Raw genomic sequence first — 22,626 nt, 5'->3', positions numbered from 1 at the left:
TGTATGGTATGTTGTTTTCTATCAACAGGACGTTCCATTTCTCGCAGAAGCAGCAGAGGCTATGAGCTAGAAAGAGAGAGGAGCTGTCTCCTGAGACTGATTTCTGTAAATCCCAAAATTCAGCGGATCTGGAATTTACACGCAGAGATAACCTGAAGGGCCAACATTGAAAGGAGACCAAATGAAATACATTATCAGATGCATGGCTTGTCTTTATCTGATCTTGCTTGTTAGCTGTAGTTCAATTGGATCAACACAAGCAACAACGGTGCAGCCGACCATGTTACGTGTAACTCGTAGTGCACCGCCAATGCTGCATCTTTCAGCTTTCCAAAGGATCATTACCGATAAAAAACAACTGCAGACTCTCTACAATGCCGCACTAAGCTTACCTTCACCCCCTAAAGGGACGAGCAACTGCTTGACAAGCAGCTACGGAGGATTACATTACACGATAGATTTTTCTTCTAATGGATCTTCAACAACGCACATGGATTTAGATGCAGCAACTTGCAGATTCCTAACTATAGGACAATCTGACACGCGGCAAACAGATGACGCATTCATACATTTATTTACTCAAACTATTGGTCTTCCTTCACTATTACCCACCACATCTCACTTAGATAAACAAGGCCTGGCTGAACTTATCAAAAAAGTTCAGCCAGAACAGATTATGTATGCGCCACAGTTTTTTGGCCATAGGCTGTTATCTCTTGAACTGCATCCTGTACGGCGGTTGTTTGTTGGAGGATGTGCTGCATACGCCGGGCATTGAGACGATACTCAGGGTCGTTCTGGATGGTCTCGACGGCGGTTCTCAATGTGTGTACGGTCATTGAGTTATGATCAATTGCGATGCCGAGCTTCAATTCCTGGATTCGGTAGGCGGTGGCGCTTTCCTCTCCTGAATGGGGAAAGACGACCATTGGGACTCCGTTCGCCAGTGCTTCCATGGTGCTGTTCATTCCGCCATGCGTAATAAAAATGTCTGTGTGGCGCAATACTGTCAATTGTGGAATCTGTGCATGCAACAACACGTTCTCTGGCAATGGTCCAAAGACACGGGGGTCGATGTGGGGGCCGAGCGCTACGACCAGTTGTTGCTCTCTGTGCCCAAAGGCGTTTAAGAAGATATCAATAATTCCAGCAATGGTGTTATATACTGTTCCTCGTGAGGCGTAGATAACTGGTTGGTTGCTCAGCTTATCCACCGGGAAATTTGTCGGGCTATCCTCGGTACGAATGGGCGGTCCGACAAACTTGAAGCGCTCTTGATCGAAGGTCTCTTCCAATGGATGGAATGCACGTGGCATGAAGACGATGTTGAGCGGCTCGGCATGTAAGAAGATGTTTTCATAGGTAATTGATGGGGTGATATTATAGGTGGCACAGAAACGCTCCAGTCCTTTGCGCACATCTGAGGCAACAAGGGTGGCCGGGAAATACATGTTCCTGAATTTATTGGCGTACGTTTGATAACTAAAATGCTCATTTCTGGCGTAGGTTGTCATGTATTTGATGGCCGGAAGGTGTAATGTCTCGGCTAACATTCTTCCCCACAGGCAGATCTCATCATACACAATACAATCAGCATGCTCCAATCGTGCTAGCTCCACAATCTGTGGGAAGACGTAAAAACACTCATTAATGATGGGGTCTGAGGATTCCAGGGAGGCTGTTGGGTCTGTAGCCAGTTCGAGGTTGGTTGAAAGATAGGGTCTGAAGGTTGCTCCTGCGGATTGAACGATCCCTGCAAACATCTCTGTACAGAAATAGACAACTTCAGCTCCCTGAGCAACCAGTGTTTTGATGATGGCAAGCGTTGGATTCACATGCCCATAGCGTGGGGGCGCACAAAAGAGATACTTTTTCATGGCAACTCCTGTTTATTCATGCCGATGCTCGTTCCGTTTTACTTGTTGATCCGGTGTGAATGGCTCTAATCTTCGTACCAATGCTCATTCTGTTTTACTTGTTGATCCGGTGTGAATGGCTCTAATCTTCGTACCAATGCTCATTCTGTTTTACTTGTTAACAAAGAGTGAATGGCTCTAATCTTCGTACCAATGCTCATTCTGTTTTACTTGTTAACAAAGAGTGAATGGCTATAATCGAGGATCTCCCTGGCAGCATCTCGGGCACCGTTTAGCTGCTGCACGATCTTTTGCATGCGCTGAGCATTGGCACGATATGCGGGATCTTTCTTTAAGATTGAGATAGCTGTCCTCAAGGTGTGCACAGTGACGATTGATGGATCAAGCATGATGCCCAATTTCAATTCTTGCAGACGAAAGGCGGTGGCAACCTGATCTCCAACCTGTGGAATGGCGATCATTGGTACTCCGTTGGCCAGGGCCTCCATGACGCCATTCAATCCGCCATGGCTGATGAAGATGTCCGTATGCCGCAATAGTGTCAGTTGTGGCACATGCGGATGAAGGATGACATTTTCAGGTAGTGGTCCAAACACACTGGGATCAATGTTTTTTCCTATGGCGATGACCAGTTGTTGGGATTGATGACCAAAGGCGCTCAGGAAGAGATCAAACATCCCCGAAACTTCGGTAAATACGGTCCCCAATGTGGCAAATAAAACTGGCTCCTTGCTCAGCCGATCCAGTGGAAAATCGCCAATGTCTTCATGCGAGCGAATCGTTGATCCAACAAATTTAAAGCGTTTCTCGTCAAAGGTCTCGCCCATTGGATGGAATTCCCGTGGAATGCGGATCAGGTTTAGCGGCTCCGTATGAAAGAAGATATCTTCAAAAGGGAATGGCTCTATCTTATATGTCTCGCATAATTTTACGAGGCTCTGGCGTACGTCTTCAGTGGCGATAATGGTTGGGATATCTATCTGTAAGCGCTTTCGAAAATAATCAAAGTGGTTGAATTGCTCGTTTCGAGCGTAAGAGCTCAACATGATGATGGCGGGCAATCGCAGGATTTGCGCCAGGATTCTTCCCCATAAACAAAAATCGTCGTAGATCAGGCAGTCGGCTTTCTCTGCCCGCGCGACTTCGATAAGCTGTGGCAGGACGTAGAAGCTCTCGTTAACGGTTGGATCTGAAGATTCAAAGTCAAGCTCGGCGATATTCTGCATATGAGCATCTTCGATGAGAGTGGTTTTGTAGGGTTTAAATGTTGCTCCTGTCTCCTGGATAGCTTCTGCAAACTGTTCGGTACAAAAGTAGGTGATCTCCGCTCCCTGCTCGATCATTTCTTTTACGATAGCCAGCATAGGCACAACATGCCCATACCTGGGAGGTGCACAATAGAGAAACTTTGTCATAACGCTTTTTCCTTATCCTTTTCTCATTTTGGGTGATTTTAATTGAGCTCGTACCTCGTTCTCAGACATCTGTGCGATTTTTTGGCGTAATCTGGCGATTTTCTCGATCTGGCCTGGACTCTTCTCATACTGGATCAATAATTGCGCTATCTCTGCAACTGTAGGTGCTTCAAACAGGCTGCGTAGAGGGAGAGCAACCATAAAGACTTTCCGTATCCAGGAGAGCAGACGTGTAGCCAGGAGCGAATGACCACCAATAATGAAGAAGTTATCATTTCTGCCAACGCGCTCCACATGCAAAAGCTCGCTCCAATAGCCAGCGATGAGGCTCTCAACGACGGTGCGTGGCGGATCAAAGCTCTGGTTTGATGCGGCGATCTCACCTGTGGAATCAGGGAGGGCATGACGGTTGATTTTGCCGTTGGGCAGTAATGGTAGGGAGTCCAGGTGAATAAACGCTGCCGGGAGCATGTAGTCGGGCAATCGCTCTGCCAGATAATGACGCAGGTCGCTGGCAGCTATGTCGTTGCTATGAGCGACGACATAGGCGAGCAGGCGTTTATCGCCAGTCTCATCCTGGCGTGCAATGACAACACACTCCCGCACTTGTGGATGCGAGAGGAGGACATTCTCTACTTCGCCCAACTCGATACGATAACCACGAAGTTTCACTTGCTGATCGGCCCGGCCCAGATACTCCAGCACGCCATCTGCTAAAAATCTTCCCAGGTCTCCTGTGCGATACATTCTCTGTCCAGGAATTGGACTGTACAGGTCGGGGAGAATACGCTCTGCGGTGAGATGAGGGGCATGGATATACCCTCGGGTCAGGCCATCGCCCGCTACATATATCTCGCCTGCAACGCCTACCGAGGCCGGCTGCAACGACTGATCAAGGACATAGACGCGCATATTGGCGATTGGCCGTCCTATCGGTATAGAGCTGGCTTCTGTATCTACCAGCCAGGAGGTTGCATCTGCCGAGATCTCTGATGAACCGTACAGGTTCAGTAATGTCCTACCCGGTAACTGAGTGCTGAAGCGAAGATACAACGAGGCTGGCAATGCTTCTCCACTGGTGGTCCACCACTTTAGATGCGGAACCTGGTCTGCTAGATCTGGAATGGCTTCGAGCAGGGTGGCAAGCAAGGAAGGTACGACTACCAGGCGGGTAACGCTCTGTTCGGCCAGTTGTTGCACAAATTGCCAGGGATCTTTGACATGCTGGTCGGCAATCAAGGCCAATGTGCATCCTTTCAACAGTGGCCCGAAGATCTCCCAGATAGAATCGACAAAGTTGAGAGACGTTTTCTGACAACATACCTCTCCAGGCGTGAATGGGTAGGTCTGCCACATCCAGGCGAGCCGGTTCAACGTGGCCTGATGGGTGGCAGAGACGCCCTTTGGCAGCCCTGTCGAGCCCGAGGTATAGATAATATAAGCCAGTTGGAGAGGATCTACGACGATGTTTAGATCATCACTTGCCTCCTGCTCTATCTCTGCCCATGCGCTATCCAGACAGAGGCACTGCTGCGGTTCCATGCTCACATGTCCAAGCAATGCTTGTTGGGTTAACAGCAATTGAATGCCAGCATCGGCAATCTGGAAATCAAGCCGCTCCCGTGGATAGAGTGGGTCAAGTGCAACATAAGCCCCTCCTGCTTTGAGGATACCCAGGATGCCGATAATCATCTCTATAGAGCGATGCATGCAGACTCCGATGAGGCCCTCGGGCTGCAATCCACCTCGCTGTAAGTACCGAGCCAGCTGGTTTGTGCGGCGATTGAGTTCTGCATAACTTATAGCTGTTTGTTCATAAACCAGCGCAATGGCGTCAGGCGTCAACTCTGCCTGTGTGGTAAAGAGCTGCTGAAGCGTGGCAGTTCGCGGATAGTCCGTGGTGGTCGCATTCCACGTTTCTAGTATTGTTGCACGTTCGTCTGGCTGGAGCAGCGAGACTGTCGCTATGTTCTGCGCTGGCTGCCTGACAATCTCTTCCAATACCGTTCGTAGATTCTGGAGGAGACGGTGCATCGCCTGCGTTGAGTAGCGTTGATTATCATACACGACTCTCAGATGAAACTCCTGCCCTGGTATCGCATACAGGGCCAGTGGATAGTGCGTCTGCTCAACCACTTTCACATCTGCCAGAGCCAGAGTGATCTGTTCGCCCTGCTCACGCCGCACGATAGGATAATTTTCAAAGACAAACAGATTCTCGAACAGTGGCACTCCACGTGGAATAGCGCTCCATCCCTGTACCTGCGCCAGGGGGCTATACTCAAATTGCTGCATCTGGCTCTGCTGCTCTTGTATGCCCTGCAACCATGGCACTATCTGCACATCAGGCTGCACACGTATGCGCATTGGCAGAGTATTCACAAAGAGACCGATCATGCCTTCAACGCCCCTGACCTCTGGAGGTCGTCCTGCAACAACCGAGCCAAAGGCAATATCACGCTGACCGCTATAGCCTGCCAATAACAAGGCCCATGCGCCTTGCACCAATGTGTTGAGCGTCAGGTGCTGCTCTCGGGCAAATTTTTGGAGCGCCTGGGTCTGCTCAAATGAGAGGGACAGTTCCTGGTTTTCTCGTTTTCTGGGAGCTCTGACTGCGTTACTCGCTGCTGCATCTATACTTAACAATGTTGGTGATGAGAAGTCACGCAGGCTCTCCCGCCAGAATGTTTCGGCCTGACTCAGGTCTTGCCGCTGGAGCCAGGCGATATAGTTTTGATAGGGCTGGATTGGCTCCAGATCTACGGATATGCCCCTGATCGAGGAGATATAGTGGCCAAATACTTCGTTGAGAACAAGGGGTAGGCTCCAACCATCCAGTAAGAGATGGTGATGGGTCCAGGCGAACTCGTAGCGCTCCTCGGCTACCTGGATCAATGTAAGCTTCATCAATGGAGCCTGATGAAGTGCGAATCCCTGCAAACGCTCCTGCTGTAGATGGGATTGCAGACGCGCTGCCAGATCTTCTGAATTCGGCTCTGACCGCCAATCTAGATAGAAGAATGGCGAGGTGATCTGCTGATAGACCACTTGTTGTGGCTCATCAACATCCTCCCAGATAAAAGCGGTCCGCAAGATAGCATGCCGCTGTATGACATGCTGCCAGGACGCCATAAAAGCTGCCAGATCCAGAGGCCCCTGCAAGCTCACGTGGATCTGGGTAATATAATCACCCTCACCAGGCGCGTACAAGTTCTGGAAGAGTAAGCCCTGTTGCAAAGGGGAGAGCGGATAGATGGCCTCGATCTCCCGCTGGCCGCCACTGATAGTATCCAACTGCTGCTGGCTCAGTTTTGCCAGCGGGAAGTCGGACGGAGTATAGCCGCCTGCGGTAGGTTGCTGACAATGGGCGATGATGGCCTGTAATGCCTTTAGATAGCTTTGAGCCAGGGCATTGATGGTCTCTTGCTCATGAATATGCTGACTATAGATCCATACCAGATGCAGTTGCCCGCCGCTGATACTTCCATTGACCTCAATGAGATGCTCGCGATGTCCATTGGGGCTAAACAGTCTCCCGGGCGACTCTGCTGCCGGACCAAAGAGGGCCGTCTGGGCAATTGTCTGATCAAATTGACCCAGGTAGTTGAAACTCATCTGGGATGGCGTAGCCTGCTGCAAGCTCGCGCTCGTTTCATCATCCAGACGCAGGTAGCGGGCCAATCCGTAGCCAATGCCATGAGCTGGAATAGCACGCAACTGCTCTTTGATCGCTTTGAGCGCTGTTGCAGGATGCTGCGGGTTGCTGGTGGGCAGGCACAGGACCAGAGGGTACAGGCTGGTAAACCAGCCTACGGTGCGCGAGAGATCGACATCGGCAAAGAGATCCTCTCGCCCATGCCCCTCCAGGTTGATACAATGGTTATTCTGTCCGGTCCACTGCTGTAAAGCCTGGGCCAGCGCGGTAAGCAGGACGTCGTTGATCTGGGTCCGATAGGCGGCTGGTACCTCCTGCAACAGGGCCTGGGTCTCGGTCTGGCTCAGGGAGATCAGGACGCTTCGGGCTGAAGTGACCAGATTCTCGCCTTCTCGATGATCCACTGGAAGGGTTGCCACTGGGATGCTTGCTTGCTGCTGCCAGTAGTTCAGATGCGGATCCATTGCCTCACTCTGTGCATAGCTCTGGAGATGGCTGGCCCAGTGCTGCCATGACGTTGTTTTTGCTGGCAGTTGCACCTGCTGACTGCGACGCAATTGTTCGTAAGCGGTTTGCAGGTCCTCGAGCAAGACGCGCCAGGAGACGCCATCAATCACTAGATGATGGATCGCCAGTAATAACCTGCTGCCCTGCTGCTGGCCCAAATGAAAGTAGACGGCTCGCAACAGAGGTCCGTTCGTAAGGTGTAAGCTGGCCTGGATCTGATCGGCAAGCGCTTCGAGGACGCTCTTCTGCTCTTCCTCTGCAATCGCTGTCAGGTCAATCGCTAGCAGAGGAATCCGGTCGGCTTCGATTGTATGCGTTTGCATCCATCCAGTAGTGGTTCGCTGGAAGCGGAGCCGCAAGGCGTCATGTTGTCTAATGAGCGAAGTCAGTGCCAGGGCCAGAAGGGATGGATCAGCGGCTGTCTGCAAGAGCATCGCCTGGTTCCAGTGCTGAGGATCAGGCTGGTTCTGCTCAAAGAACCAGTGCTGGATCGGGGTCAGTGGCACCTCACCCTGAACCAGACCCTGCTCGGCAGCCAGTCGCTCATGTATTCCCTGCTCCGTTAGATTAGCCGCCAGTTCGGCAATGGTGGAGTATTGGAAGAGCAGGCGTGGAGTCAGGATCAGCCCCTGCTGCCTGGCTCGTGCAATAACTTGCAGGCTCAAGATCGAGTCACCACCCAGCGCAAAGAAGTTGTCATGGATACCTATCTGCTCAATCCCTAAGACCTGCTGCCAGATCTCGACCAGCCGCTGCTCGCGTTCGTTCCTGGATGCGACATAGCTCTGAGCGTCGGCCAGATGAATGTAGTCAGGAGCTGGCAAGGCACGTCGATCAATCTTGCCGTTGGGGGTCAATGGGAAGGCTTCCAGAACCACATGCACTGCAGGCACCATGTAGTCCGGCAGCCGCTCCTGAAGTCCCGCACGAATCTGCTCCCAATCGAAGTGCTCTGGATGATTGGGCACCACATACGCGACCAGCTGCTTGACGCCAGACGCGCTCTCCCGCACCAGCACAACCGCCTCACGAATCGCCTCCTGCTGATCCAGCGCCGTCTCGATCTCGCCCAGCTCGATGCGATAACCCCGCACCTTCACCTGCTGATCCACCCTCCCCACATACTCCAGCTGCCCATCCTCTCGCCAGCGCACCAGATCTCCCGTTCGATACAGTCGTGCTCCCGGCTGCTCGCTGAATGGATGGGGCACAAACCGCTCTGCCGTCAGCTCCGGTCGGCCTATATACCCACGCGCCAGTCCTGCACCCGCCAGGTACAGTTCCCCAATCACTCCCACTGGCACCAGATGAGAGTGCGCATCCAGTACATAGGCCTGCGTATTAGCGCGTCCCCGTCCGATCGGTGCGCTCCCAGACGCCTCCGCTGACAGAAGCGCCCAGGTTGAGTAGGTTGTGTCTTCGGTGGGACCATAGAGATTGTAGATCTGCTCCACCGTCGTCTGCGCATAGAGCTGCGCAACCAGACTGGCAGAGAGCGCCTCTCCGGCCAGATTGATCGTGTGCACCGAGCCTGGAATCTGTCCTCCTCGCAGCAGCTCCGCAATGGCAGAGGGCACCGTGTTGATCAGCGTCACCTGCTGATGCCCGGCCTGCGTGGGGAAGGTCAACGCATTCTCCACCAGGATGACGGTCCCTCCGAAAGCGAGCGGCACAAAGAGCTCATAGATCGAGAGGTCAAAGCAGAGCGAGGTCGAGGCCAGGACCCGCTGCAATGCCTCCGCAGCAAAGGTCTCCTGTGCCCAGTAGAGCAGGTTCACCGCACTCTGATGCGTGATCGCCACGCCTTTGGGTCGTCCCGTCGAGCCCGAGGTATAGATCACATATGCCAGGTGCTCCGGTCGGCTGCCGCTTGCGACGTGCGATGGAGCAGGCTCGTCGGACCCGATCCAGTCGCCGGAAAGGGTGATGACCTCGATACCCTTATGCGGGAGCTGTTCCAGCAGGCTCTCCTGAGTGAGCAGCAGACGGATCTGTGCATCGGTGAGCTGGAAGGCCAGTCGCTCGGCTGGATAGGCGGGATCGAGCGGGACATACGCCCCACCAGCTTTGAGCACGCCCATCACGGCCACAACCATGTCGAGCGAGCGCGTCAGACAGACACCCACCAGTCCTTCGGGTCCGATGCCACGCTGCTGGAGTCGATGAGCCAGCAGCGTAGCCCGCCGATCCAGCTCCCCATAGCTGAGCTGCTGCTCCTCAGAGACCAGGGCGATGGCATCCGGGCTGCGCTGCGCCTGGGCTTCTACCAGTTGATGCAGGCTGGAATCGGTTGGATAGGTCGCGTGTGTGGCATTCCACTCCTGCGTCAGGTGTCGGTGTTCCGTCTGTGTGAGCGGCGCGAGGCTCCCCACACGGGTGGTTGTGGCGGTCAGGATCTGTTGCAGAACCTCGTGCAGATGTCCCAGCAGCCGGTGCATCTGGATCGAGGTGTACCGGCCCTGATCATAGAGCAACTCAAAGCCCAGTTGCTGACCCGGCATGACCATTAAGGAGAGCGGATAGTGAGTCTGGCCAGTTGCCTGGAGAGCTGTCATGCTTAGCTGCTGCTTCCCTGTCTGCCGCTCTGCCTGGCCCAGTGGGTAGTTTTCGAAGACAAACAGGCTGTCAAACAGGGCCGTTCCCGGTGCCAGTTCGCTCCAGCTCTGGATCTGACCTAACGAGCTATATTCGTACTGCCGCATCGCACTCTGCTGCTCTTGTAGCTCCGTGAACCACGGCAGCAGCTCCATCTGCGCGGGTAGCTTGATCCTCATCGGCAACGTATTGATGAAGAGCCCCACCATCTGCTCTATCCCCGCGATCTCCAGCGGTCGACCGGCCACGGTGGTTCCAAAGAGCACATCGTCTTGCCCACTGAAGCGAGCCAGCACGACCGCCCAGGCTCCCAGCAGCAGCGTATTGAGTGTCAATCGCTGCTGGCGCACAAAGGCGTTCAGTCGCTGCGTCTCTTCTTGCGACAGGAGCTGCTGGAGCTCGCCATAGCGCTGCGCTGGATCGGCTGGCTCCTGTGGACTGGGGAGCTGCAACACCGTCGGGCTGGTAAAGTCCGCCAGGGTGCGCCGCCAGAAGGTTTCTGCCTGCTGGGCATCCTGCCGCTGAATCCAGGCGATATAGCTCTGATAGGGGCGAGCCGGTTCCCACGCCAGGGTAACCCCGGCCAGCAGCGCTTGATACTGCTCGAAGACCTCCTTGAGCACGATCGGCAGGCTCCAGCCATCCAGCAGGAGGTGATGATGGGTCCAGGTCAGTTCGTAGTGTTCCTCCTCCATGCGGATCAGATGCAGCCGCATCAAAGGAGCCTGCTCGAGCGGAAGCGCTTGCAGGCGCTGATCCTGGCGTGCGGCCCTCAGACGCTCCTGTCGGTCCTGCTCTGGAATAGAGCGCCAATCCCAGACCTCATAGGGCAGCGTAACCTGCTGATACACGATCTGAACCGGCTCCTCAACCTCTTCCCACACAAAAGAGGTGCGCAGGATGGAGTGACGCTGTACCACGGCCTGCCAGGCGGCTCCAAAGGCCTCGCTGTCGAGCTCTCCATGCAATGTCAGGTGAACCTGCGTAATATAATCTCCCTCTCCAGGAGCGTACAGGCTCTGGAAGACCAGACCCTGCTGCAAGGGAGAGAGCGGGTAGATCGCTTCGATATCGCGTCTGCCGCCAACGATCAGATCCAGTTGCTCCTGACTCAGTCGAGCCAGCGGGAAATGTGCTGGTGTATATCCGTCAGCGAGGGACAATAAGGTGTTCGGCACTATCTCATGAATGGCATCCAGCTCGCTTCTAGCGGAACCAGACTCATCTCTCTGCGCTAGATCGGCTGCCAGTGCAGCAATCGTAGGCTGCTGGAAGAGCTGGCGTGGAGTCAGGTGCAGGTTCTGCTGACGAGCACGAACGACGATCTGGATGCTTAAGATGGAATCGCCACCCAGGGTAAAGAAGTTGTCATGCACGCCAATCTGCTCTACTCCTAAGACCTGCTGCCAGATCGCTGCCAGTTGCTGCTCCTGCTCAGTACGCGGGGCCACATAGCTCTCCGTCCCCACCAGATGTCCATACTCCGGCGCGGGCAATGCCCGTCGATCAATCTTCCCATTAGTCGTCAACGGGAAGGCTTCCAGGACCACTGCCAGCGCTGGCACCATATACTCGGGCAAGCGCTCCTGCAAGCGAGCCTGCATCACCTCCCACCGGAACCCCTCTGGCTCTCGGGGCACCACATACGCCACCAGCCGCTTCACTCCTGGCTGATCCTCTCGCGCCAGCACCACCGCCTCCCGAATCTCCTCCTGCTGCCCCAGCGCCGTCTCGATCTCCCCCAGTTCGATCCGATAGCCTCGCACCTTCACCTGCTGATCTGCTCGACCCACATACTCCAGCGCCCCATCCGCTCCCCAACGCACCAGATCCCCCGTTCGATACAGCCGCGCCCCGGGCTCTTCGCTATAGGGATGAGGTATAAACCGCTCTGCCGTCAGTTCCGGTCGGCCCACATACCCACGCGCCAGACCCACCCCTGCCAGCCACAGTTCCCCAACGCCTCCCATCGGCACCAGTTGCAGCGATGCATTCAAGATATAGACCTGCGTATTGGCGATCGGGGTTCCGATGGACGGACGAGCTCCGGTCTCCTCTGCGGGCACCACGCCTGCACTGGCCACCACGGTCGCTTCGGTGGGACCATAATGATTGATCAGTGTCCAGCGTGCTCCTGCTGGAGGACGTTGATGCAGCGTGTCGCCGCCGGTTAACAGCGACCGCAACGCGATCGACTCAGGCCAGTCCAGTTCCAACAGGCGATCCGTGATCGGCGTCGGCACAAAACTGCTCGTGATCTGCTGCTCATGGAAGTACTGCATCAGCAGCCAGGGCGAGAGCCGCGTCTCTTCCGTCGGCAGCGTCAGACAGGCTCCAGCCGTCAGCGTGGGCCAGATCTCCCAGACGCTGGCATCAAAGGCCAGACTGGCCAGCTGCGTGCTGCGATCGCTGGCGCTGAGCTCATAGCGGCGCTGATGCCAGGTGACCAGATTGAGCAGGCTCCCCTGGCTGATCTGGACCCCTTTGGGCAGGCCCGTCGAACCTGAGGTGTAGATGAGATAGGCCAGATGGTCCGCGAACAGGACGCTGTCCAGATTCGCCTCCGACTCCCGCTCAAGGCTCGTCCAGGCGGTGTCCAGGCAGAGCACGGGCACTCCCTGCGGATCATGCTGGTCTCGGAGCGCTTGCTGCGTCACCAGCAGCCGCATTCCGGCATCCTGGAGCAGAAACCGCACCCGCTCGGTGGGATACGCGGGGTCCAGCGGCACATACGCCCCGCCTGCTTTCAGGATCGCCAGCAGGCAGACGATCAGTTCCACAGAGCGAGGCAGGCAGACGCCAACGACGGCCTCTGGTCCGACCCCCTGACGCTGCAACACATGAGCCAGCTGATTGGCACGCCGATTGAGCTCCCCATAGCTCATCTGCTGATCCTGGCTGACGAGCGCGATTGCATCAGGAGCGGATGCAGCCTGGATCTCGATCCGCTGATGGACCAGACGGTCCGTCGTAACGTCGATGCGGGTGGCATTCCACTCGTGCAGGAGCAACTGCTGCTCCTGCGCGGTAAGCAGCGAGACCCGGGCCAATGGCTGCGTCGGCTGACGCAGCAGTTCGGCCAGTACGACCTCGAGCTGCTCGATCAAGCGTGCGCTGGTGGCAGCGGAAAAACGGGTGCCATCATACAGGAGCTTGATGCCGAGCTGTTTGCCGGGCAAAGCCACACAGGTGAGTGGATAATGGGTCTGCTCATGAATCTGTGACGAGCTCATGGTGAGGGGGCTCTTACCTGCATCGGTCACTTGAGGGGTTCCGAGAGGATAATTCTCAAAGACAAACAGGCTGTCAAACAGAGCGGTGCCTCGAGGGAGCTCACTCCAGCTCTGGATCTGGGCCAGTGGGCTGTATTCATATTGGCGCATCTCAGCCTGTCGCTCCTGAAGCGCTTTGAGCCAGTCGAGCAGGGACGTCTGGGGAGAGAGCCGCACACGCATCGGCAAGGTGTTGATGAAGAGCCCCACCATCTGCTCAATGCCCTCTACCTCCTGTGGACGTCCCGAGACGGTGGTGCCGAAGACGACATCCTCCTGTCCGCTGTAGTGAGCGAGCACCAGGGCCCAGGCTCCCATTACCAGCGTATTGAGGGTCAGATGCTGCTGACGCGCAAACAACTGCAATGCCTCTGTTCGCTCAAGAGAGAGCTCAGCCTGCTGTTCACCATACTGAGGATACGCGCTGACTTGATCGACCTGTGGCCGCTCTATGCCTAAAGAGGTTGGGGTCTCAAAATCGGCCAACCAGTCACGCCAGAAGGCTTCAGCGCGATCAGCCTCCTGACTCTGTAGCCAGGCGATATAGTGTTGATAGGCCGGGTTTCTATCCCACTGATGAACACTCCCCCGCACTAACGCTTCGTAACAGCTTGAGACAGATCGGAAGACAATCGGCAGACTCCAGCCATCCAGCAGGAGATGATGATGGGTCCAGAGCAGTTCGTACCGCTCGGCTGCCGTTTGAACCAGTAAGAAGCGCTGGAGAGGGGCCTGATCCAGGGCAAAGCCGCGCTGGCGATCGCTGTGCAGATAGGCCTGAAGCCGTTCCTCTTGTTCGGTGGGAGAAAGTAGCCGCCAATCCTGAGCTTCAAAAGGAATGGCCACCTGCTGATACACAACCTGTAGAGGAGTATCTACACCCTCATACATGAAAGCCGTTCGCAGAATCGCATAGTGGTCTACAACCTGTTGCCAGGCCCCCATAAATGCTGCCTGATCAAGCTCTCCCTGGAAGGTAAATTGAACCTGCGTAATGTAATCACCTTCTCCAGGAGCATAGAAGCTCTGGAAGAGCAGACCCTGCTGCAAGGGCGAGAGCGGATAGATCGCTTCGAGATTACGCTGACTACCAACAATCAGATCCAGTTGTTCCTGGCTCAACTTTGCCAGTGGGAAATCTGAAGGGGTATAGCCACCAGCAGTGGGCAATTGACAATGCTCGATCAGCAGACGCAAGGCTGTTAGATAACTCTGTGCGAGCGTATCGATCGTCTCTCGCTCATGAATATGCTGGCTATAGGTCCACACCAGATGTAATTGCCCGCCACTGATATTCCCATTAATCTCGATGAGATGCTCACGCTGTCCACGTGGACTTACCGGCGTTCCAGATGCTTCTGAAGCCGGAGCAAAGAGTGTGGCCTGAGCAAACGTCTGGTCAAACTGGCCCAGGTAGTTGAAGCTGATCTGCGGTGTGGTGGCCTGCCGCAACCCCTCATTGTCCGAACGCAGATAGCAGGCCAGACCATAGCCAATGCCATTCAACGGGATGGCTCGCAATTGCTCTTTGATGGTTTTGAGCGCCGTCCCTGCATCACTGCCCTTCCCCTGAAGTACGACCGGATAGATGCTCGTGAACCAGCCGACGGTCCGCGAGAGATCAACATCGGCAAAGAGATCTTCGCGTCCATGCCCTTCCAGGTTGATGCGATGGGTGCGCTCTCCCGTCCACTGTTGCAAGGCCTGTGCCAGTGCGGTGAGTAAGACGTCGTTAATCTGGGTTCGGTAGGCTGCTGGCACCTCCTGGAGCAGGGCCTGTGTCTCAGCCTGGCTCAACGAGATCAGCACGCTCTGAGCTGAGGCAACCAGATTCTCGCCCTCTGGATGATCCACCGGAAGCGTGGCCACCGGGATGGTTGCTTGCTGCTGCCAGTAGGTCAGCTGGTCGCTCACGACCTCGCTCTGGGCATAGCTCTCCAGGTGACGCACCCATTGTTGCCAGGAGGTTGTCTTGGCGGGCAGCTGGATCGATGCTCCACGCTGTCCCTGCTCGTATGCTGTCTGGAGATCTTCGAGCAGGATGCGCCAGGAGACGCCATCGACGGCCAGATGGTGGATCACCAGGAGCAATCGGCCACCCTGCTCAGGTCCGAGATGAAAATGGACGGCACGCCAGATGGGGCCATGGGTCAGATCCAGGCTGGCCTGAATCTGATTGGCAAGGGCTTCCATGACGCGAATCTGCTGCTCTTCAGGAATGGCTATGAGATCAATACGACTGGCTGGTAGAATTGAAAGATCTGTTGTATGGGTCGCTTGCCAGCTATCTGCTGTTTGAGCAAAGCGGAGTCGGAGGACATCGTGCTGACGCTGGAGGGCCTGCAATGCTGGTTCAAGCACAGACCAGGAGAGCTCCGCAGGGGTCTGCAGGAGCATGGCCTGGTTCCAGTGCTGAGGGTCAGGCTGATTCTGCTCAAAGAACCAGTGCTGAATCGGCGTCAGTGGCACCTCGCCCTGCACCAGACCTTGCTCGGCCTCTGGTAGTTCGTATCTTCCCTGCTCAACCAGACTGGCCGACAGCTCAGCGATGGTTGGAGATTGGAAGAGCTGGCGAGGGGTCAGGACAAATCCCTGTTGGCGTGCGCGGGCCGCCACTTGCAGGCTCAAAATCGAGTCACCACCCAGCGCAAAGAAATCGTCATGGACGCCAATCTGTTCCACTCCTAAGACCTGTTGCCAGATCTCGACCAGCCGCTGTTCGCGCTCATTTCCTGGTGCGACGTAGCTCTGCGCATCCGCCAGATGCGCATACTCCGGTGCGGGCAGGGCGCGGCGATCCACTTTGCCATTGGGCGTCAGCGGGAAGGACTCTACCATTACATGCAGCGCAGGCACCATGTACTCAGGCAGACGCTCCTGCAAGCTCGCCTGAATCGTTTCCCAGTTGAAGAGTGCTTGATCCTGAATGATTACATAGGCAACTAAGCGCTTGACTCCTGGAAGATCCTCTCGAACGATCACGAGAGCATCGCGAAGGGCCTCCTGCTGTCTCAAGGCCTGCTCAATCTCGCCGAGCTCAATACGATAGCCTCGGATCTTCACCTGCTGATCCGCTCGTCCCACATACTCCAGCACCCCATCCGCTCGCCAGCGCACTAGATCCCCCGTTCGGTAGAGCCGCTCTCCTCCCGTCGTACTGAACGGATGGGGCACAAAGCGCTCCGCCGTCAGTTCAGACCGTCCCATATAGCCCCGCGCCAGTCCATGACCACCCGTGTAGAGCTCGCCAATCACCCCCATTGGTACCGGCTGCCGATGCCGATCCAGCACATAGACGCTACTGTAGCGAATGGGCCGCCCAATCGGAATGGGCGTCTCCACCTGCTCGGGATTGTTCATCGGATAGCAGCAGGTGAAGGTCGTATTCTCGGTCGGACCATAGCCATTGATCACCTGCTGTCCCGGATGGGCTTGCAGAAGGGCTCGTACCGGCTCTGGACCCAGCACATCCCCACCGGCCAGCACCTGGCGTACTCCCGCCAGCGCTTCGGGCTGATACTCCACCACCTGCTGGAACAGTCCAGCGGTCAGCCAGAGCCAGCTCACCCCCTGCTCCTGCACCACCTGCGCCAAGCGTTCAAGCGCCGGAAGCTGCTCCGTTAAGAGCACGAGCCGGGCTCCATGCAACAGGCTCCCCCACAGTTCTAAGGTGGAGGCGTCAAAGGCCAGCGGAGCCAGTTGCAGTCCAATCTGCTCGTGGTCCAGTTGGGCAAACCAGTTCTGGCTGATCAGGCGGATGATGGCTTGATGCGGGACGGCCACGCCTTTGGGCTCGCCGGTCGAGCCAGAGGTAAAGAGGATATAGGCCAGCGTCTGCGCCTGAGCCTGTTGCTGAGGCAGCTCGCTGGGCAGGTGCTCGCTCTCGAGCAGGAGCTGGCTCAGGTCCAGGCTATGCCACGCTCCCTCGAGCTGGGGCAGACCGGGATCGGTCAGCAGCAGGCTCACTCCAGCCTGACCAAGCTGGAAACGCAAGCGCTCGAGCGGAGCCTGAGGGTCCAGGGGGACATAATGGCCGCCTGCTTTCAAGATGGCGAGCAGGGCGATCAGTTGGGAGAGCCCACGCGGCACGTGCAGTCCGACGCCCACTTCAGCCGCGACGCCCAATGCCTGCAAGCGATGAGCCAGCTGGTTGGCGTGTCGCTCCAGTTCGCCATAGCTGATCTGCTCCTGCTCACAGACCAGGGCGATGGCGTCGGGTCGCTGGGCAGCCTGCTCGGTAAAGAGCTGTGGTACGGTGCTCTCGCGAGGGGCTGGCGTGTTCTGCTGGCTCCAGTGCTCCAACACGACGGTTCGCTCCGCATCCAGGAGGGCCGAGAGGCTGGCGATGGGCCGTTCCAATGCATCGGGCAGGCTTGCAAGCAGACGATGATAGCGACTGAGCAGGAGCTCGATGGTCTCCGGTGAGAAGCGCGTCTGATCGGAGAGTAGACGCACCTGTACCTGCTCGCCCGGCATGACGATACAGGTGAGAGGATACGGTGTCTGTTCCTGCGTATGGGCTGCACTAATGTGCAACGAGGTTGGATCGGCAGTTGAAGCGGAATCCGTTACAGGCAATGGATAGCTTTCAAAGACAAAGAGCGTCTCAAAGAGAGCATGTCCGCCTGGTAAGGGGCTCCAGCTCTGCACTTGTTGCAGTGGCGTGAATTCATACTGCCGCATGGCGCTCTGCTGCTGCTGCACCTGTTGCAACCATGCACTCAAGGTAAGCTTGCCATCTATGTGCAGAGGCAGAGGCAAGGTGTTGATGAAGAGTCCCACCATCTCCTCAATCCCTGCAATCTCGGGCGGGCGACCGGCCAGGGTGGTTCCCAATACGATCTGCTCCTGCCCACTCAGGGTTGCCAGGAGCCAGCCCCATGCCCCCAGTAAGAGCGTGTTGAGGGTGAGCTGTCGTTGACGAGCTTGCTGCTGCAAGGTCTGGCTGAGCTCTCTGCTGAGCTGCAAATGCTGTTCAGTCCAGCGCTTGACCGCTTCATCCTGCTGAGGAAGCGCTCCCAACATCAGGGGAGCCGCAGGTTCTAGCGAGGCCAGCACGTGACGCCAGAACCGCTCAGCTGCCTGCTGATCCTGACGGGACAGCCAGGCGATATAGTCCTGATAGGGTCGCACTGCGGGCCAGCGCAGCGGACGGTCAGTTAAGAGAGCTTCATAGGCCTGACCAACGGCTTGCAAGACCAGTGGCAGGCTCCAGCCGTCTAGCAAGAGGTGGTGATGCGTCCAGATCAGTTCAGAGCGATCGTCCTCCATCTGGATCAGCGTCAGGCGCATTAAGGGGGCGTGATCCAGCGCGAAGCCCTGCTGGCGATCTCGCTGGAGATACGCATTCAGACGCCTCTTCTGCTCATCCGCAGGAACATTACGCCAATCTTCCAGCTTAAAGGGTAGCGCCACATCGGCAAGGACCAGTTGTTGGGGAGTATCAACCAGATCGAATACAAAGGCCGTTCGCAGAATACTATAGCGGTCCATGACCTGTTCCCAGGCGCGCTGAAAGGCTCTGTGGTTGAGCTCTCCATGGAAGGTAAATTGTGCCTGGGTGATGTAATCTCCCTCGCCAGGAGCGTACAGGCTCTGGAAGAGCAGGCCCTGCTGCAAGGGCGAGAGCGGATAGATCGCCTCGATCTGCCGTCTGGTGCCGTTGATCAGATCCAATTGGGTCTGATTCAATAGTGCCAGCGGGAAATCTGACGGTGTATAGCCACCAGAGGTTGGCAATTGACAATGAGTAATAATAGCCTGCAACGCCTGCACATAATGGCGAGCAAGCATATCGATGGTAGCCTGATCATACATCTGCTGGCTATAGGTCCAGACCAGATGCAATTGTCCACTACTGATGCTCCCGTTGATCTCGATGAGATGAGTGCGACGATTGAGCTCGCTGCTTGCCAGGCCACTGGACTCTGCCGCGGGTCGGAAGATGCTTGTTTCAGTCAGGGCTTGATCGAACTGACCCAGGTAGTTGAAACTGATCTGTGGCGCAGTGATATATCGCAAGTCGCTCGCGTTAGCATCCGCGCGTAGATAGCGAGCCAGACCATAGCCAATACCATTCGAGGGGATAGCTCGCACCTGTTCTTTGATCGCTTTCAGAGCGATCGCCGGGTCCTGTGGATCATGCGGCAAAGCGAGAACGAGCGGATAGAGACTGGTAAACCAGCCAACGGTCCGCGAGAGATCAACATCGGCAAAGAGATCTTCACGTCCATGACCTTCCAGGTGGATCAGATGGTTGCTGTGTCCGGTCCACTGCTGTAAAGACTGTGCCAGAGCAGTCAGCAGGACGTCGTTGATCTGGGTTCGATAGGCTGCTGGCACCTCTTGTAACAGGGCCTGCGTCTCAGGCTGGCTCAGCGAGATCAACACACTCTGTACGGAAGCGATGGTATTGTCTCCATCTGAATGATCAACTGGAAGCTCAGCTACTGGAAGGTTGATCTGCTGCTGCCAGTAAGCGTGCTGCTCTAGCAGTGTTTCGCTATGCGCATAGGTCTCTAAGTGGCGTGCCCACTGTTGCCACGAGGTGGTCTTCGCTGGCAGGTGAATCGGTTCGCCAAAACGCGCCTGCTCGTATGCCGTCTGGAGATCTTCGAGCAGGATACGCCAGGAGACGCCATCGACTACGAGATGATGGGCAACCAATAAGAGACGTCCTGTATGTTCTCTGGAGAGCTCTGTTTTGGAGAGCTCAAAATAAGCAAAGCGTATCAGTAAGCCCTGATCCAGATCCAGGTTGGCCTGAATCTGATTGGCCAGAGTCTGTATTGTGGACTGCTGCTCTGAGGTCGAAAGTGATGAGAGATCAAACCACAGCAGGGAGGCCTCTGGTTCGATGTTGGCATAGCTCTGCCGCCAGCCATTGATCGTTCTGAAGAAGCGTAAACGCCATGCATCGTGCTGGCGCAGCACTGCTGTAAGGGCTGCCTGCAAATGGTCCGGATCGAGCCCAATGGAGGTCTGTAGGAGCAGTGCCTGATTCCAGTGCTGTGGTTGAGGCTGCTGCTGCTCAAAGAACCAGCGCTGAATCGGCGTCAATGGGACCTCGCCCTGGATCAGACCTTGCTCGGCTTCAGTCTGCGGTTGGGCCGTTACACTTGAAAGGGCGGTAACAAGATTAGCAATCGTAGGATGTTGGAAGAGCAGACGCGGTGTCAGAGAGAGACCAGCCTGTCGAGCGCGAGAAACGATCTGGATACTGAGAATAGAGTCGCCTCCCAATCCAAAGAAGTTGTCATGGACGCCAATCTGTTCCACTCCTAAGACCTGCTGCCAGATCTCAGCCAGTTGTTGTTCGAGCTCATTATCCGGAGCCACATAGCTCTGAGCACCGGCCAGATGCGTATATTGATATGTATACTCAGGAGCTGGCAAGGCACGCCGATCGATCTTGCCGTTGGGGGTCAGCGGGAATGACTCCAGCACTTTATAGAGAGCTGGCACCATGTAGTCCGGCAGCCGCTCCTGAAGTCCCGCACGAACCTGCTCCCAATTGAAGCGCTCTGGATGGTTAGGCACCACATACGCGACCAGCCGCTTCACGCCTGGCACATCCTCCCGCGCCAGCACGACCGCCTCGCGAATCGCCTCCTGCTGATCCAGCGCCGTCTCGATCTCCCCCAGTTCGATCCGGTAGCCCCGCACCTTCACCTGCTGATCCGCTCTCCCCACATATTCCAGCTGCCCATCCTCTCGCCAGCGCACCAGATCTCCTGTTCGATACAGCCGCGCTCCCGGCTGCTCGCTGAATGGGTGGGGCACAAACCGCTCCGCCGTCAGCTCCGGTCGGCCTACATACCCACGCGCCAGTCCTGCACCCGCCAGGTACAGTTCCCCAATCACGCCCACCGGCACCAGATGGGAGTGCGCATCCAGGACATAGACTTGCGTATTCGTCCGTCCCCGTCCGATCGGTGCGCTGCCAGCTACCTCCGGCGACAGAAGGGCCCAGGTTGAGTAGGTTGTGTCTTCAGTTGGGCCATAGAGATTGTAGATCTGCTCCACCGTCGTCTGCGCATAGAGCTGTGCAACCAGACTGGCAGAGAGCGCCTCTCCGGCCAGATTGATCGTGTGCACCGAGCCTGGAATCTGTCCTCCCCGCAGTAGTTCTGCAATCGCCGAGGGCACCGTGTTGATCAGCGTCACCTGCTGATGCCCGGCCTGCGTGGGGAAGGTCAACGCATTCTCTACCAGGACAACAGTCCCTCCGAAAGCGAGCGGCACAAAGAGCTCATAGATCGAGAGGTCAAAGCAGAGTGAGGTCGAGGCCAGCACCCGCTGCAATGCCTCCGCGGCAAAGGTCTCCTGTGCCCAGTAGAGCAGGTTCACGGCGCTCTGATGCGTGATGGCCACGCCTTTGGGTCGTCCCGTCGAGCCCGAGGTATAGATCACATACGCCAGGTGCTCCGGTCGGACGTTAACCAGAGACGGCGATGGCTCCGGTTCGCTGGCTCCGATCCAGTCGCCGGAAAGGGTGATGACCTCGATACCCTTATGCGGGAGCTGTTCCAGCAGGCTCTCCTGAGTGAGCAACAGACGGATCTTCGCATCAGTGAGCTGGAAGGCCAGTCGCTCGGCTGGATAGGCTGGATCGAGTGGGACATACGCCCCACCGGCTTTAAGCACGCCCATCACGGCCACAACCATGTCGAGCGAGCGCGTCAGACAGACCCCGATGAGCTCTTCTGATCTGACACCTTTGCGTTGAAGCAGTGAGGCCAGATGCGTGGAGCGCCGATCCAGTTCCCCATAGCTGAGCTGCTGCTCCTCAGAGACCAGGGCGATGGCATCCGGGCTGCGCTGAGCCTGTCTGCTTAGCAGGTCATGGAGGCTAAGGTCTCGTGGATAGCCCTCGGACCGCCCCTGCCCCAATGCAAGCACCTCTTGCCGCTCCTGCTGATCCAGAAGCTGCAAATGGCTGATAGGCTGCTGAGGCCTGGCTACCATCTGCTCTAGCAGAGCCTGAAGATGATGAAGCAGTCGATCCAGGGCCACAGAGGTGAAGCGGCTCTGATCAAAGAGCACTTTCAGACCCAGGCGAGACTGTGGCAAGACCATCAATGTCAAGGGATAATGTAGCTGTTCGACGGAATGAACCGCCTGCAAAGAGAGCGTATGAGCAGATGGTGCCTGCGGCTGGGGGGCCAGCGGATAATTCTCAAAGACAAACAGGCTTTCAAAGAGACTGACACCTGCTCCCAGTTGGCTCCAACCCTGGATCTGCGCCAGAGGAGTATGCTCGTACTGACGCAGATCACTCTGTTGCTCTTGCATCTGACGCAGCC

3 protein-coding genes (1 of these 3 cut by a window edge) are annotated in these 22,626 nt (G+C 56.3%); all 3 read right to left on the bottom strand.

Features of this window, described 5'->3' with window-relative positions:
- Positions 1-674: 674 nt before the first annotated feature.
- Positions 675-1,877: a macrolide family glycosyltransferase gene (locus EL628_RS23255; protein WP_126582403.1), complete on the bottom strand. Its 1,203-nt coding sequence runs from the start codon at positions 1,875-1,877 to the stop codon at positions 675-677.
- A gap of 206 nt (positions 1,878-2,083) precedes the next feature.
- Positions 2,084-3,292: a macrolide family glycosyltransferase gene (locus tag EL628_RS23250; RefSeq protein WP_126582402.1), complete on the bottom strand. Its 1,209-nt coding sequence runs from the start codon at positions 3,290-3,292 to the stop codon at positions 2,084-2,086.
- 12 nt (positions 3,293-3,304) lie between these two features.
- A protein-coding gene (locus EL628_RS23245) for a non-ribosomal peptide synthase/polyketide synthase (protein ID WP_161975703.1) crosses the window boundary here: on the bottom strand, positions 3,305-22,626 show its 3' portion. Its footprint extends 13,402 nt past the window's final position; the window shows 19,322 of its 32,724 coding nt (coding positions 13,403-32,724); its start codon lies beyond the right edge, outside the window — the gene reads right to left on this strand; the stop codon is at positions 3,305-3,307.

The organism is Tengunoibacter tsumagoiensis (assembly GCF_003967535.1).
GTDB classification, from domain to species: Bacteria; Chloroflexota; Ktedonobacteria; order Ktedonobacterales; family Ktedonobacteraceae; genus Tengunoibacter; species Tengunoibacter tsumagoiensis.
Note: the sequence above shows the minus strand (reverse complement) of the source record. Positions and strands in the feature narration are given on the sequence as shown.

Excerpts from the sequence above, each read along its gene's own strand:
- EL628_RS23255 (WP_126582403.1), bottom strand. The coding sequence starts at position 1,877 with ATGAAAAAGTATCTCTTTTGTGCGCCCCCACGCTATGGGCATGTGAAT.
- EL628_RS23250 (WP_126582402.1), bottom strand. The coding sequence starts at position 3,292 with ATGACAAAGTTTCTCTATTGTGCACCTCCCAGGTATGGGCATGTTGTG.